The 12,632-nt window shown below is 73.4% G+C and carries 12 protein-coding genes; 11 read left to right on the top strand and 1 reads right to left on the bottom strand.

Features of this window, described 5'->3' with window-relative positions; all coding sequences use genetic code 11:
• Positions 1 to 110 precede the first annotated feature (110 nt).
• Positions 111 to 308: a hypothetical protein gene (locus ACWHYA_RS01370; RefSeq protein WP_425939594.1), complete on the top strand. Its 198-nt coding sequence runs from the start codon at positions 111 to 113 to the stop codon at positions 306 to 308.
• 130 nt (positions 309 to 438) lie between these two features.
• Here ACWHYA_RS01370 and ACWHYA_RS01365 read toward each other — a convergent pair whose 3' ends face one another.
• Entirely contained in the window at positions 439 to 927 is a 489-nt protein-coding gene (locus tag ACWHYA_RS01365; protein WP_425939595.1) for a hypothetical protein, read from the bottom strand.
• A gap of 190 nt (positions 928 to 1,117) precedes the next feature.
• Between ACWHYA_RS01365 and ACWHYA_RS01360 the strand changes: the two genes are divergently transcribed.
• From ACWHYA_RS01360 to ACWHYA_RS01315, 10 genes are all read left to right on the top strand, one after another.
• Positions 1,118 to 1,921 (top strand): hypothetical protein, encoded by an 804-nt coding sequence (locus tag ACWHYA_RS01360; protein WP_425939597.1) that lies wholly within the window; start codon positions 1,118 to 1,120, stop codon positions 1,919 to 1,921.
• A 178-nt stretch (positions 1,922 to 2,099) separates the two neighbouring features.
• Positions 2,100 to 4,811 (top strand): helix-turn-helix transcriptional regulator, encoded by a 2,712-nt coding sequence (locus ACWHYA_RS01355; RefSeq protein ID WP_425939599.1) that lies wholly within the window; start codon positions 2,100 to 2,102, stop codon positions 4,809 to 4,811.
• A 54-nt stretch (positions 4,812 to 4,865) separates the two neighbouring features.
• Positions 4,866 to 5,162, top strand: coding sequence for an Asp-tRNA(Asn)/Glu-tRNA(Gln) amidotransferase subunit GatC (gene gatC / locus ACWHYA_RS01350; RefSeq protein WP_425939601.1), 297 nt, complete (start codon positions 4,866 to 4,868; stop codon positions 5,160 to 5,162).
• 83 nt (positions 5,163 to 5,245) lie between these two features.
• On the top strand, positions 5,246 to 6,814 hold the full coding sequence (gene gatA, locus ACWHYA_RS01345; RefSeq protein WP_425940023.1) for an Asp-tRNA(Asn)/Glu-tRNA(Gln) amidotransferase subunit GatA: 1,569 nt from the start codon (positions 5,246 to 5,248) through the stop codon (positions 6,812 to 6,814).
• A gap of 38 nt (positions 6,815 to 6,852) precedes the next feature.
• On the top strand, positions 6,853 to 8,364 hold the full coding sequence (gene gatB / locus ACWHYA_RS01340; RefSeq protein ID WP_425940025.1) for an Asp-tRNA(Asn)/Glu-tRNA(Gln) amidotransferase subunit GatB: 1,512 nt from the start codon (positions 6,853 to 6,855) through the stop codon (positions 8,362 to 8,364).
• A gap of 2 nt (positions 8,365 to 8,366) precedes the next feature.
• A complete protein-coding gene (locus ACWHYA_RS01335; protein ID WP_425939603.1) occupies positions 8,367 to 9,329 on the top strand; it encodes an NAD(P)-dependent oxidoreductase in 963 nt (320 codons plus the stop codon).
• Positions 9,330 to 9,349: 20 nt separating this feature from the next.
• On the top strand, positions 9,350 to 9,877 hold the full coding sequence (locus ACWHYA_RS01330) for a SixA phosphatase family protein (RefSeq protein WP_425939604.1): 528 nt from the start codon (positions 9,350 to 9,352) through the stop codon (positions 9,875 to 9,877).
• Between the two features lie 5 nt (positions 9,878 to 9,882).
• Entirely contained in the window at positions 9,883 to 10,686 is an 804-nt protein-coding gene (locus ACWHYA_RS01325; protein WP_425939606.1) for a deoxyribonuclease IV, read from the top strand.
• 76 nt (positions 10,687 to 10,762) lie between these two features.
• On the top strand, positions 10,763 to 11,689 hold the full coding sequence (locus tag ACWHYA_RS01320; RefSeq protein ID WP_425939608.1) for an ABC transporter ATP-binding protein: 927 nt from the start codon (positions 10,763 to 10,765) through the stop codon (positions 11,687 to 11,689).
• Entirely contained in the window at positions 11,682 to 12,590 is a 909-nt protein-coding gene (locus ACWHYA_RS01315) for an ABC transporter permease (RefSeq protein ID WP_425939610.1), read from the top strand. Before ACWHYA_RS01320 ends, ACWHYA_RS01315 begins: the two co-directional genes overlap by 8 nt.
• Positions 12,591 to 12,632 lie beyond the last annotated feature (42 nt).

Here is a 12,632-nt window from a genome sequence, read left to right as displayed (position 1 = left end):
GCGGGGTGACGCGCGCCTGCGTCGTCGGGTGCACGGTTGAGGTAGAAGGACCGGAGCTCCGGCCCCGACGTCCAGATCCACCATGCGATGTGGGAAGGAGGTATCAATCCATGAGCCAGCAGGATGTCTTCCTCGCCCAGAGCCTCAGCCGCGAGCGGGACAGGGACGTGCTCCTCGCCATCGACCAACGACTGGTCGAGCACCGACGGGGGGCCGCCTCCCAGGAGGCCGGCATCCCGGCCCTCCTCGAGCAGCGGTGGCACGAAGCCGTCGTGCACCTGCACCTCACGGGCAGCACGGCCAGGTGAGCCACCACCGATCCGCGTAGAGCGGACACATCCCAGGACCGTCCCGGTCAGCACGGACCGGGCGGTCCTTCGTCGTCGTGCACGAGCCGTCGCAGGACGGGAGCTTCGGCCACGGTCGGGAACGGTGCGGTCAGCGCGGCCCGGAGGGGACCAGCCGCTCCGCCAGCTGCTCCAGCAGCCGGGCCAGGGGGTCGCGGTCCCGGAGGTGCTGCTCGCACGAGGACACCTCGGTCCACCCGGCCTGCGGGTCGGCCCACCCGTAGCTCACCGACCGGCCGTCGTGGTCCGCGGCGCAGTCGGGTCGGCCGGCCGGGGCGTTCGAGGGCTCGACGTCCAGCCTGGTGCGCCCGACCGCCCCCCGCAGTTGGTGGAGCTGCCGCTGCGACAGCTGGCCCTCATCCGTGACCCGGGTGGAGGAGGCGGGCACGAAGGTCCACCGTCCGTCGTCGCCGACGGTCAGGGTGCCGCCGCACTCTCCGTCCACGCACATCCCGCCCCACTCCCTCAGCTCCGCCAGCGGCTGTCCCGACGCCGAGGGCAGGTCGGCGCCGGTGCACCCTGCGAGGAGGACGGCCACGAGGATCGACGTGGGCACGGCACGACGCGGCACCAGATGCATGGCTCTGTGACGTCGTCCGGTCCGGACCGGCTCCCGGTGCCGCGGAGCTGCTCGTCCACGGGCATGAGGATCACCCCCGAGGGGTGACGACGAGGGGTTGCCCGGGCAGGACCCTGGAGGTGGAGGGACCGGGAGCACCGGCAGCGGACCATGTCGGTCCGACCCTCCAGGAGGACGAGGAGGTCCGACCATGAGGACACGCACCAGGATGACGACGGCAGCGGTGGCGGCGCTGGTCGGGCTGACGATGGTCGGGGTGCCGGCCTCGCTGGCCAAGGGTGGCCCGCCCGTCGGTGGGGAGGCCGAGGAGGAGGCCGGCAACAACCTGTCCGTCCCGGCCGTGTTCGTACCCGCGGTAGGCATGACGCTCAACTTCCCGTGCGGGCTTCCTGTCGCCCCCGACGAGGTCCTGGGTCAGCTGCCGAGCGAGATCTTCGCCGGCTACTACCTGCAGGGTGAGGACACCTGGCAGGCCAGCTGTGCCACCGCTGATGTGGACACCGTCGCGGTCACCGCCGAGTGGGGCGACAACCTCACGAATGCCCCGCTGAAGGCGAACACCCCGATCCGGGTCGAGATGGGCCTGACGACCGCCGGCTACACCTTCACCGGCTTCGAGGTCGTCAAGCTCACCGATGAGCTCGACCGCTACGCCACCTACGGCACCCTCGGAGTTGCGGTCACCCCCTACCCTGAGGTCCGGGCCTGGGACGCCGACGCCTGGTTGAAGATCGAGCGCATCGACGGCCTTCTCGTCGTCAACGGTCCCGCGACGGCTGAGATCAACTCCACCGGACGGGTCGTCTACGGGTACAACTGGCAGAAGCCTCTTCCGGGCACCTACACGGTGACCTTCACCGCGCCCAACGTGGACCTCATCGGGGCGGACGCCGGACAGGTGCTCGACGTCGACACCGTCACGCTCCAGGTATCCGTGGCCGTCAAGGCCGGCGGCGGCAAGGGCGGCGGTGGTGGTGGGCGTCCTACCCCGTGACGGATCTTCGCCCACGGTGCTCACCGGGTGAGTGTGGCCACCCGTGAGGCGGGGCCGGGTCGGACCTCCGACCCGGCCCCCGGCACGTGTGCCCCAGGTCTCCCGCTCCTCCGATGATCTCCCTCGGCAGCACCGGACCCCGTCGTCCTACAGTGGACGCGAAGAGGTCGGAGGAGGTATGTCGCTGCGGGTCACGCCCAACCCTCCCTGGAGCGCCGTCCCGGGAGTGCCCGTCCTGCACCGCGGCCTCTTCCTCGGAAAGCTCCTCCGGCCGCCCCCCGTGCCCGGCCTGCTCGACCGTCCGCGCCTGGACGCCCTGATCGACGACGCCGTCGACGCCGGCTCGCTGATCGTGTCCGCACCGGCGGGTGCCGGCAAGACCCAGGCCGTCCTCGCCTGGACGAGGCGGCAGCGCAGCCCCCGCGCGGTCGCCTGGCTCACCCTGGACGAGGGGGACCGCGACCCGGTCCGGCTCCTGCGCTACCTCGTGGCTGCGATGGCCGGCACCCCGCCGGGCGGGCAGGCCCTCGGGGCCCTGTCCGTCGCTCCCGGGACGACGTCGGTCGACGAGGCGCTCCTCGTCCAGGTCTCGACCGCGATGGCACGCCTCCAGGACGACGTCGTCCTGGTGCTGGACGACTTCGACGCCGTCGTCGGGTCGGCGGCGGAGGAGCTGCTCGCCAAGGTCCTGCGGTACCCGCCCCAGCAGGTGCGTCTCGTGGTGCTCGGCCGGGTGGAGCCCGGCCTTGGCCAGTCGCGGCTCCGGCTGCTCGGCTACGTCCGCGAGCTCGACGAGACGGACCTGGCGTTCACCCACGAGGAGCTCACCCAGCTGCTGGTGCTGCGGGGGCGGCCGCTGCCCACGCCGCAGACGGCCGAACTTCTCGAGCGGACCGTCGGGTGGGCGGCCGGGATCGGGATCGTCGCGGCCGCCCTGCACCATCGTGCCCTGCCGGAGGGCGTCCACGAGGGGGTCTCGCTCGCGACCGACTACCTCCTGGACGAGGTCCTCGCGGCCCAACCTCCGGACGTCCAGACCGTCCTCATCCGGGCCGCCACCGCCGATCCCGTCTGCGGCGACCTCGTCGACGCCCTTGGCGGGGGTCCGGACGGGGGCCGCACCCTCGCCCGTCTCCACCACGACCACCTCTTCCTGGGTCGCCTCGACGACCGGGAGGACGAGAGGACCTGGTACCACTGGCACCCGCTGTTCCGGGCGGCGCTGCAGGCCCGGGCCCTGCAGACCGAGCCGGCCGCCACGGCGCGCCGGCACCTCCTCGCCGCCCGGTGGCACCGCGAGGCCGGATCAGCGGTCGAGGCCGTGCGCCACGCGCTCGCCGGCGGTGACCCGGGGTGGGCTGCCGCGCTGCTCGGAGAGTCCTGGGTGGAGCTGGCGGTCGCCGGCGAGTCAGCCCTCGTCCGGTCCCTGCTGCACCTCTTCGACGAGGACCTGCGCTCCACCCAGCCGGAGCTGGCGGTCGTCTGCAGCTTCCTGCGGCTGCGCGACCGCGACCTCGAGGACGCCGCTCGCTGCGCCACCACCGCCGCCTCCCTGTCGCACCGGCTGCCGCCCGGCCGCCGGCAGGACACCGTGCGGGCGATGAGCACGGTCATCCGCCTGCACGTGGCCACCCTCACAGGAGAGCTCGTCGACGGGGACCTCCGCAGCGGTGCGCTGGAGCAGATCGACCGCCTCGGTGGCCGGGGTGGCTACCTGCCCCGCCGGGAGCGGGAGCTGCTGGCCCTCCTGCTCCACCACCTCGGGGCGTACGAGGGGGTCCACCTGCTCGGGGACCCCCGGGAACGGCTCGAGCGGGCGCTGGACTACGCGCAGGACCTCGGCACGCCGGAGCTGGTCCTGCGCACGCGCGCGCAGCTGGCCCTGGCGGAGCTGGCCGCCGGCCGGCTGCACGCGGCCCGGAGGTGGGCCTCCGAGGTCGTCACCGCGGAGCGGGAGGGCCGCGGGCCCGGGCCGCACGCCACGACGGCCGCGCACGCCGCGCTCGGTGGGGTCGAGCTGCTCCAGGGACAGCTGGCCGGCGCCCTCCAGCACCTCTCGCAGGCGCTGGACGACCTCGAGCCCGCCGACCGGGTCAACCACCTCCGCGTCCTGGTGCTCACCCACTCCACCCTGCTGACGCTGGACCGGGTCTCATCGGCCCGCAGCCAGCTCGACACCCTCGAGGACCTGGTCGCCGACCGGGAGCCACCCGCGTGGGGCCGGGCCATGCTCCGCGTCCTACAGGTCGACCAGATGGTGGCCGAGGGGCACCACGGCGACGCGCTCGACCAGCTCCGGTTGGAGCACGGCCCGCCCGACCCCGGCGACCAGGTGATCCGTGCCACGTGGCAGGGCGACGTGCTCCGGCGCGCCGGACGTCCGGAGGAGGCCCGCTCCCTGCTGCGGGGTGTCCTGCGGACGGGGGGACGGTCACCGGCCATGCTGTTCGCCCAGGTGAGCTTCGCCCTCGTCGAGGACGCCCTCGGCTGCAGTGAGGAGGCGCTCGACGAGCTGGACCGGGCGCTGGTCGTCTCGAGCTCCGAGTCCCTCATCTACCCCTACCTGCGCCTGGGCCGGGACGTCCGGCCGCTCCTGCTCCGCCTCCTGGATCGCGGCACCATGCACGACGAGCTGCTCACCGCGGTCCTGGACCGGCTCCACCCCGAGCGGCCGGGCGGCCCGCTGAGCTGGCAGTTCGAACCCCTGACCCCCCGGGAGCGCGAGGTCCTGCGCGCCGTCCAGGGCTGGGCGACGAACGAGGAGGTCGCCGCCAGGATGTTCATCTCTGCCAACACCCTGCGCACCCACATGAAGCACATCCACCGCAAGCTGGGGACGACGTCCCGTCGGGAGGCGGTGGTCCGGGGACGGGACCTGGGGATCATCTGAGCCCCGCCGCCGGGGGAAACGACGACGCAACACCGGCGACCTACACTGTCGGCCATGTCCAACCTCTCGCGCGACGACGTCGCGCACGTCGCCATGCTGGCGCGCATCCAGCTCGAGGACCACGAGCTCGACCGCCTCGCCGGCCAGCTCGACCAGATCGTCGACTGGGTCGGCCAGGTCAACGAGGTCGCCGCCGACGACGTGCCCCCGATGTCCCACCCCCTGCCGCTGGTCAACGTCACCCGTCCCGACGAGGTGCGTCCCAGCCTGACGGCCGAGCAGGCCCTGGCCAACGCCCCCGACCCCGAGGACGGCCGCTTCGGCGTGCCCCGCATCCTCGACGAGGAGTGAGGACACCCGTGAGCGACACCACCACCGCAGGCGCCCCCGCGGCCGGGGACGGCACCGACCTGACCCGGCTCAGCGCCGTCCAGATGGCCGACGCCATGGCCGCCGGAAGGACCACCTCCGAGGAGCTCGTCCGGGCCCACCTGGACCGCATCGAACGGTTGAACCCGGCGCTCAACGCCTTCCTCCTGATCGACGCCGAGGGTGCCCTGGCCACCGCCCGCGAGGTCGATGCCGCCCGCGCGGCGGGGGAGGAGCTGCCCCGGCTCGCCGGCGTCCCCGTCGCCGTCAAGGACATCGCCTGCACGCAGGGACTGACCACGACAGCCGGCTCCCGCATGCTGGAGCACTTCGTGCCGCCCTACGACGCCACGATCGTCACCAAGCTTCGGAACGCCGGCATGCCTATTCTCGGCAAGACCAACATGGACGAGTTCGCCATGGGCTCCTCCACCGAGCACTCCGCCTTCGGCCCCACCCGCAACCCCTGGGACCTGGAGCGCATCCCCGGCGGTTCCGGCGGCGGTTCCAGTGCCGCGGTGGCGGCCTACCTCGCGCCGCTGGCCATCGGGTCGGACACCGGGGGCTCGATCCGCCAGCCGGCCGCCGTCACCGGCACCGTCGGCGTCAAGCCCACCTACGGCGGGGTCAGCCGCTACGGGATCATCGCGCTGGCCTCCAGCCTGGACCAGATCGGCCCGTGCGCCCGCACGGTCGCCGACGCCGCCCTGCTGCACGAGGTGCTCGGCGGGCACGACCCGATGGACTCCACGAGCATCGACGCCCCCGTGCCGCCGGTCGTCGACTCCGCCGCCGCCGCGTCCGCCGAGGACGGTTCGCTCGCCGGACTGAGGGTCGGCGTCGTCCGTGAGATCGGTGGGAAGGGTTTCCAGGCCGGCGTCCAGCAGCGCTTCGACGAGGCGCTGGACGAGCTCCGCGCACTGGGTGCCGAGATCGTCGAGGTCTCCTGCCCGCACTTCACCTACGCGATGGCCGCCTACTACCTGATCCTCCCCTCCGAGGCGAGCAGCAACCTGGCCCGTTACGACGCCATGCGCTACGGCCACCGGACGACGCCGGAGGACCGCCCCAGCGCCGAGCAGGTGATGGCCGCCAGCCGCGACGGGGCCTTCGGTGACGAGGTCAAGCGCCGCATCATCCTGGGCACCTACGCCCTGTCCAGCGGCTACTACGACGCCTACTACGGCCAGGCGCAGAAGGTCCGCACCCTCATCGCGCGCGACCTGGAGGCGGCGTTCGAGCAGGCCGACGTGCTGGTCAGCCCGACCGCGCCGACCACCGCCTTCCGGATCGGCGACAAGATGGAGGACCCGATGTCGATGTACCTGAACGACATCGCCACCATCCCGGCCAACCTCGCCGGCATCCCCGGGATGTCCATCCCCTCGGGGCTGGCCCCCGAGGACGGTCTGCCCGTGGGCATCCAGCTGCTCGCCCCCGCCATGCAGGACCAGCGGTTGTATGCCGTGGGCGCGGCCCTGGAGGCCCGGCTCGCCCGGGCCCAGGGCGGGCCGGTGATCGAGCGGCTGCCCGAGGTGCCCACCACCGCCCCCGAGGTGCCTGGGACCGCGAGGGCGGGAGCACGTCATACCCCCGGCGCCGCCGGGCCCCAGACCGAGGAGGTGCGCGCGTGAGCGCCACGACGAGAGCCACCGCCGGGCCGGCCCCCACCGTGCCCTACGAGGAGCTGCTGACCCGGTACGAGCCGGTCGTCGGCCTGGAGGTGCACGTCGAGCTGTCGACCGCCACCAAGATGTTCTGCGGGTGCGCCACCGGGTTCGGTGCCGAGCCCAACACCCAGACCTGCCCGGTCTGCCTGGGCATGCCCGGTGCGCTGCCGGTGGTCAACGCGACCGCGGTGGAGTCGGCCGTGCGGATCGGTCTGGCGCTGAACTGCCGGATCGCCGAGTGGTGCCGCTTCGCGCGGAAGAACTACTTCTACCCGGACATGCCGAAGAACTTCCAGACCAGCCAGTACGACGAGCCGATCGCCTTCGACGGGTGGATCGACGTCGAGGTGCCGGCCGCGGACGGCAGCGGTGAGACGTCCGAGGTCTTCAGGGTGGAGATCGAGCGGGCCCACATGGAGGAGGACACCGGCAAGTCCACCCACGTCGGCGGGTCCACCGGGCGCATCCACGGGGCCGACTACTCCGTCGTCGACTACAACCGCGCCGGGATCCCGCTCATCGAGATCGTCACCCGGCCGATCACCGGTGCCGGGGAGCGCGCGCCGGAGGTGGCCCGGGCCTACGTGTCGGCGCTGCGGGACCTCATGCGGGCCCTCGACGTCTCCGACGTCAAGATGGAGCAGGGCTCCATGCGCTGCGACGCCAACGTCTCGCTCATGCCGACGGGGTCCAGCACGCTGGGCACCCGTACCGAGACCAAGAACGTCAACTCGCTGCGGTCGGTCGAGCGGGCGGTGCGCTACGAGATGACGCGGCACGCCGCGGTGCTGGACGCCGGGGAGGCGGTCTTCCAGGAGACCCGCCACTGGCACGAGGACACCGGCATCACGACGGCCGGACGCCCCAAGTCCGACGCCGACGACTACCGCTACTTCCCCGAGCCGGACCTGGTGCCGGTGGCCCCCTCGCGCGAGGACGTCGAGCGGCTGCGGGCCACCCTGCCGGAGAACCCGGCCGACCGTCGTCGCCGGCTGCAGGGCGACTGGGGCTACTCCGACCTGGAGATGCGCGACGTCGTCAACGCCGGCGCGGTCGAGGTCATCGAGGAGACCGTGGCCGCCGGGGCGTCCCCGGCCGCGGCGCGCAAGTGGTGGACGGGGGTGCTGGCGCGCCAGGCCAACACCGACGGCGTCGCCGTCACCGACCTGGGCGTGACCCCCGCCCACGTCGCCGAGCTCGACGGGCTGGTGGCCTCCGGGCGGCTCAACGACTCGATGGCCCGGCAGGTGCTCGAGGGCGTCGTCGCCGGCGAGGGCACCCCGACCGAGGTCGCCGACGCTCGCGGGCTGGAGCTGGTCCAGGACGACGGTGCGCTGCAGGCCGCCGTCGACAAGGTCGTCGCGGCCAACCCCGACGTCGCGGAGAAGATCCGCGGCGGCAAGGTGCAGGCTGCCGGTGCCCTCATCGGCCAGGTGATGAAGGAGATGCGGGGCCAGGCCGACGCGGCCAAGGCCCGTGAGCTGATCCTGACCACGCTGGGCGTCGAGGGCTGAGGGTGGGCGCACCGGTCGTCGCCGCCGTCCCGTCCGACCTGGCTCCCTTCCTCGGCCCGGTCACCGGGGTCGACGTGGAGGTCTACGACCCGCAGGACCGTGAGCACGTGCCCGGTGGCGGGCGGGACGTCCACGTGCTCGCCCTGCCCATGGTCGCCGGCCCGTGGCTGCGGCGGATGGACGAGGTGCCGGGCCTGCAGGGCGTGGTGCTCGCGTCCGCCGGGTACGAGCACGCCCTGCCGCACCTGCCGGACGGGGTGGAGATGGCCAACGCCGTCGGCGTGCACGACACCGCGACCGCCGAGATGGCACTGACCCTCATGCTGGCGGCGCAGCGGCACCTGCCCAAGCACGTCCTCTCCCAGGCCGCCGCGACGTGGGACCGGTCGGCCCCGGAGGGGCAGCCGTGGCGCTCGTTGGCCGACTCGACCGTGCTGGTGCTGGGCTACGGCGGCATCGGCAGGGCGCTGGCGCGCCGGCTGGTCGCGGCCGAGTGCGAGGTGCTGGCGGTGGCGAGCGCCGACCGGGCCGGTGACGACCTCGTCGACCGGGTGCACGGGAGCGACCGGCTCCCCGAGCTGCTGCCCCGGGCGGACGTGCTGGCGGTCTGCGTGCCGCTGACCGGCGCGACCACGGGCCTCGTCGACGCGCAGGTGCTGGCGGCCCTGCCCGACGACGCGCTCGTCGTCAACGTGGCCCGCGGCGGGGTGGTGGACACCGAAGCCCTGATGGCCGAGTGCGCCGCCGGCCGCCTCCGGGCCGCCCTCGACGTGACCGAGCCCGAACCGCTGCCGGACGGGCACCCCCTGTGGTCGACCCCCGGCGTCCTCGTCGTCCCGCACGTGGGTGGGGCCTCGCCCGCGTCCTTCCCGCGGATGGGGAGCTACCTGCACCGTCAGCTCACGGCATACCGGGACCGGGGGCGGCTGGAGCACGTGGTGGCGACCGGGGGCGCCGACGGCTGAGCGTTCGGTACGGTCCTGTCATGACCCGCACCCTCGTCGTCGTCCGGCACGCCAAGGCCGAGGGGAACAGCCCCGGCGGTGACCACGAGCGCGTGCTCGCGCCGCGCGGCGTCGAGGACTCCGCGGCCCTGGGCCGGTGGCTCGCGGACGAGGGGCTGCTGCCGGACCTCGTGCTCGTCTCGACCGCCGCCCGTACGCGGCAGACGGCCGAGCTGGTGCTGCAGGGCGCCGGACTCGACGCCGCGGACGTGCCGCGGTGGCCGTCGCGCAGCATCTACGACGGCGGGGTCGACGCCACCCTCGAGACGGTCCAGGAGGCCGACGACGACGCCGCGACCGTGTGGCTGGTCGGCCACCAGCCGGTCGTCGGCAGCCTCGTCCTCGACCTGGCCGACCCGGCCCGCAGCGACCGCGCGCTGCTGGAGGCGGTCGGCTCGGGCCTGCCCACGTCGGCCGCCGCGGTGCTGCGCACCGGCGTCGGGTCGTGGTCGCAGCTCGGGCCGGAAGGGGCGCGGCTCGTGGCCCTGCGCGCCCGGAACCTAGGCTGAGGGGCATGACGATCAGGATCGGTGCGCACGTCGACCAGGCCGACCCGGTGGCCGAGGCGCAGGCCCGCGGCACCACGCTCGTGCAGCACTTCCTCGGCGACCCGCAGAGCTACAAGGGGCCGCAGGTGCTCTACCCCGGCGGGGCCGGGGCGCTGCGCGCGGCGGCGGAGGAGGCGGGGGTGGACCTCTACGTGCACGCGCCCTACATGATCAACGTGGCCTCCACGAACAACCGGATCCGCATCCCGAGCCGCAAGCTGCTCCAGCAGCACATGGACGCCGCCGCCGAGATCGGCGCCAGGGGGCTGATCGTCCACGGGGGCCACGTCGGGAACGCTGACGACCCGGCCACGGGCTTCGACAACTGGCGCAAGGCGGTGGAGGCCACCGACATCAAGGTGCCCCTGCTCATCGAGAACACCGCCGGCGGCGGCAACGCGATGGCCCGCCGGCTGGACCGGATCGCCCTGCTCTGGGCGGCGGTGCAGGAGGCCGAGGGGGCCGAGGACGTCGGCTTCTGCCTGGACACCTGCCACGCGTGGGCGGGGGGCGTCCCGCTGACCGACGTGGTCGCCCGGGTGCGGGAGATCACGGGGCGCATCGACCTGGTCCACCTCAACGACAGCCGGGACGACTTCGACTCCGGCGCCGACCGGCACGCCGCCCTGGGGTCGGGACGGATCGACCCCGACGAGCTGGTCGGCGTCGTCCGCGAGGCGGGCGCGCCGGTCGTCAGCGAGACGCCCGGCGGGGCGTCCCAGCACCGCGCCGAGGCGCTGTGGATGCAGCAGGAGCTGGCGAAGGTCTGATCCCGCGGGCCGCGGGGTCGTCTCCGGCGAGACCCCGTTGGGTCCTCCTCGGCCGGGCGACGTAGCATCCTGCGACGTGACCGAGCCGGTGATCAGCGCGCGGGGACTGCGCAAGGAGTACGGCGACTTCGCGGCCGTCGACGGGATCGACTTCGAGGTCCACCGCGGGGAGAGCTTCGGGCTGCTCGGGCCCAACGGGGCCGGCAAGTCGACCACGATGCGGATGATCGGCGGCACGCTGGACCGCACCGGGGGGACGCTGCAGGTGCTCGGGATGGATCCCGGCCGTCAGGGTCCGGAGGTCCGGGCCCATCTCGGCGTCGTCCCCCAGCAGGACAACCTCGACGACGAGCTGCGGGTCCGGGAGAACATCGTCATGTACGGGCGGTACTTCGGGCTGCCCCGGTCCTTCCTCGGCCCGAAGGCCGACGAGCTGCTGGCCTTCGCCCAGCTGGAGGCCAAGGCCACGGAGAAGGTGGTCAACCTCTCCGGGGGCATGAAGCGCCGGCTCACCATCGCGCGGGGCCTGGTCAACGAGCCGCGCATCCTGCTGCTCGACGAGCCGACGACCGGGCTGGACCCGCAGGCCCGCCACGTCCTGTGGGACCGGCTCTTCCGGCTCAAGGAGTCCGGCACCACGCTGGTGGTCACCACCCACTTCATGGACGAGGCCGAGCAGCTGTGCGACCGCCTCATCGTCGTCGACCACGGCCGGATCATGGCGCAGGGGTCGCCCCGCCAGCTCATCCGTGAGCACTCCACGCGCGAGGTCGTCGAGGTCCGCTTCGGGTCGCAGCGCAACGCCCAGGTGGTCGCCGACCTCGAGGGGGTCGGGACGCGCAACGAGGTCCTGCCCGACCGGATCCTGGTCTACACCGACGACGGCGAGGCGGCCCTGGAGGAGATCGCACGCCGGGGCCTGCACCCGGTGACCTCCCTGGTGCGCCGGTCCTCCCTGGAGGACGTCTTCCTCCGCCTCACGGGAAGGACGCTCGTTGACTGAGGGCCAGCCGGCGGAGGAGCAGCCGGTCACCGCGGGGCCGGCCCTCGCGGACGCCGGCACGGACCTGCTCGCCTTCCCGGGCCGGGCGCCGGCCCACGGTGTCATGGCGCGGCGGGCCAGGGCCCGCGGGGTCTGGTACTACGCCGAGACGGTGCTGCGCGGCATGCGGGCCTACTTCTGGCCGATCCTGATCTACTCGGTGGGCCAGCCGCTCGTCTACATGGTCGCCCTGGGCATCGGGCTCGGCACGCTCGTCCAGCAGGGAGCCGGAGCCGTCGACGGCGTCGACTACCTGACCTTCGTCGCGCCCGCGCTGCTCGTGTCGACGGTCGTCATGTCCGTCACGGCCGAGATGACCTACCCGGTCATGGCCGGGTTCAAGTGGCAGCGGCTCTACCACGCGCCGGCGGCCAGTCCGCTCGAGCCGGGTCAGGTGGCGATGGGACACCTCGTGGCCGTGGTCATCCGCCTCGTCCTGCAGTCCCTGGTCTTCTGGCTGGTCATGCTGGCCTTCGGTGCGGCACCGAGCGGCTGGGCGCAGTCGTTGCTCGTGGTGCCCGTGGGGGTGCTCACCGCGACCGCCTTCGGCGCCCCGCTGCAGGCCTACGCCGCCACGCTGCGGGACGAGGGCCTGCAGTTCGCCTTCATCCAGCGCTTCGTCGTCATGCCGATGTTCCTCTTCGCCGGCACCTTTTTCCCGCTCTCGGTGCTGCCGGGCTACCTGCAGTGGATCGGCTGGATCTCCCCGGTGTGGCACGGCACCGAGCTGGCCCGGCTCGCCAGCTACGGAGCCCCGCTGTCGCCGGTGATGCTCGTGGTCCACCTGGGCTTCCTGCTCGCGCTGACCGTCGGCGGCGTGCTGGCCGCCGTCCGCGTCTACACCCGGAGGCTGCACACGTGAGCACGTCCCCGGACCCGGCGGCACGGCATACCCCCGCGTCCT

Source organism: Ornithinimicrobium carbonis (assembly GCF_977012275.1).
This window is presented reverse-complemented; position numbering and strand designations above follow the sequence as displayed.

What these genes read in the sequence shown, in the direction of transcription:
- ACWHYA_RS01370 (WP_425939594.1), top strand. Translation starts at nt 111, where the DNA reads ATGAGCCAGCAGGATGTCTTCCTCGCCCAGAGCCTCAGCCGCGAGCGG.
- ACWHYA_RS01365 (WP_425939595.1), bottom strand. Translation starts at nt 927, where the DNA reads ATGCATCTGGTGCCGCGTCGTGCCGTGCCCACGTCGATCCTCGTGGCC.
- ACWHYA_RS01360 (WP_425939597.1), top strand. Translation starts at nt 1,118, where the DNA reads ATGAGGACACGCACCAGGATGACGACGGCAGCGGTGGCGGCGCTGGTC.
- ACWHYA_RS01355 (WP_425939599.1), top strand. Translation starts at nt 2,100, where the DNA reads ATGTCGCTGCGGGTCACGCCCAACCCTCCCTGGAGCGCCGTCCCGGGA.
- gatC (WP_425939601.1), top strand. Translation starts at nt 4,866, where the DNA reads ATGTCCAACCTCTCGCGCGACGACGTCGCGCACGTCGCCATGCTGGCG.
- gatA (WP_425940023.1), top strand. Translation starts at nt 5,246, where the DNA reads ATGGCCGACGCCATGGCCGCCGGAAGGACCACCTCCGAGGAGCTCGTC.
- ACWHYA_RS01330 (WP_425939604.1), top strand. Translation starts at nt 9,350, where the DNA reads ATGACCCGCACCCTCGTCGTCGTCCGGCACGCCAAGGCCGAGGGGAAC.
- ACWHYA_RS01325 (WP_425939606.1), top strand. Translation starts at nt 9,883, where the DNA reads ATGACGATCAGGATCGGTGCGCACGTCGACCAGGCCGACCCGGTGGCC.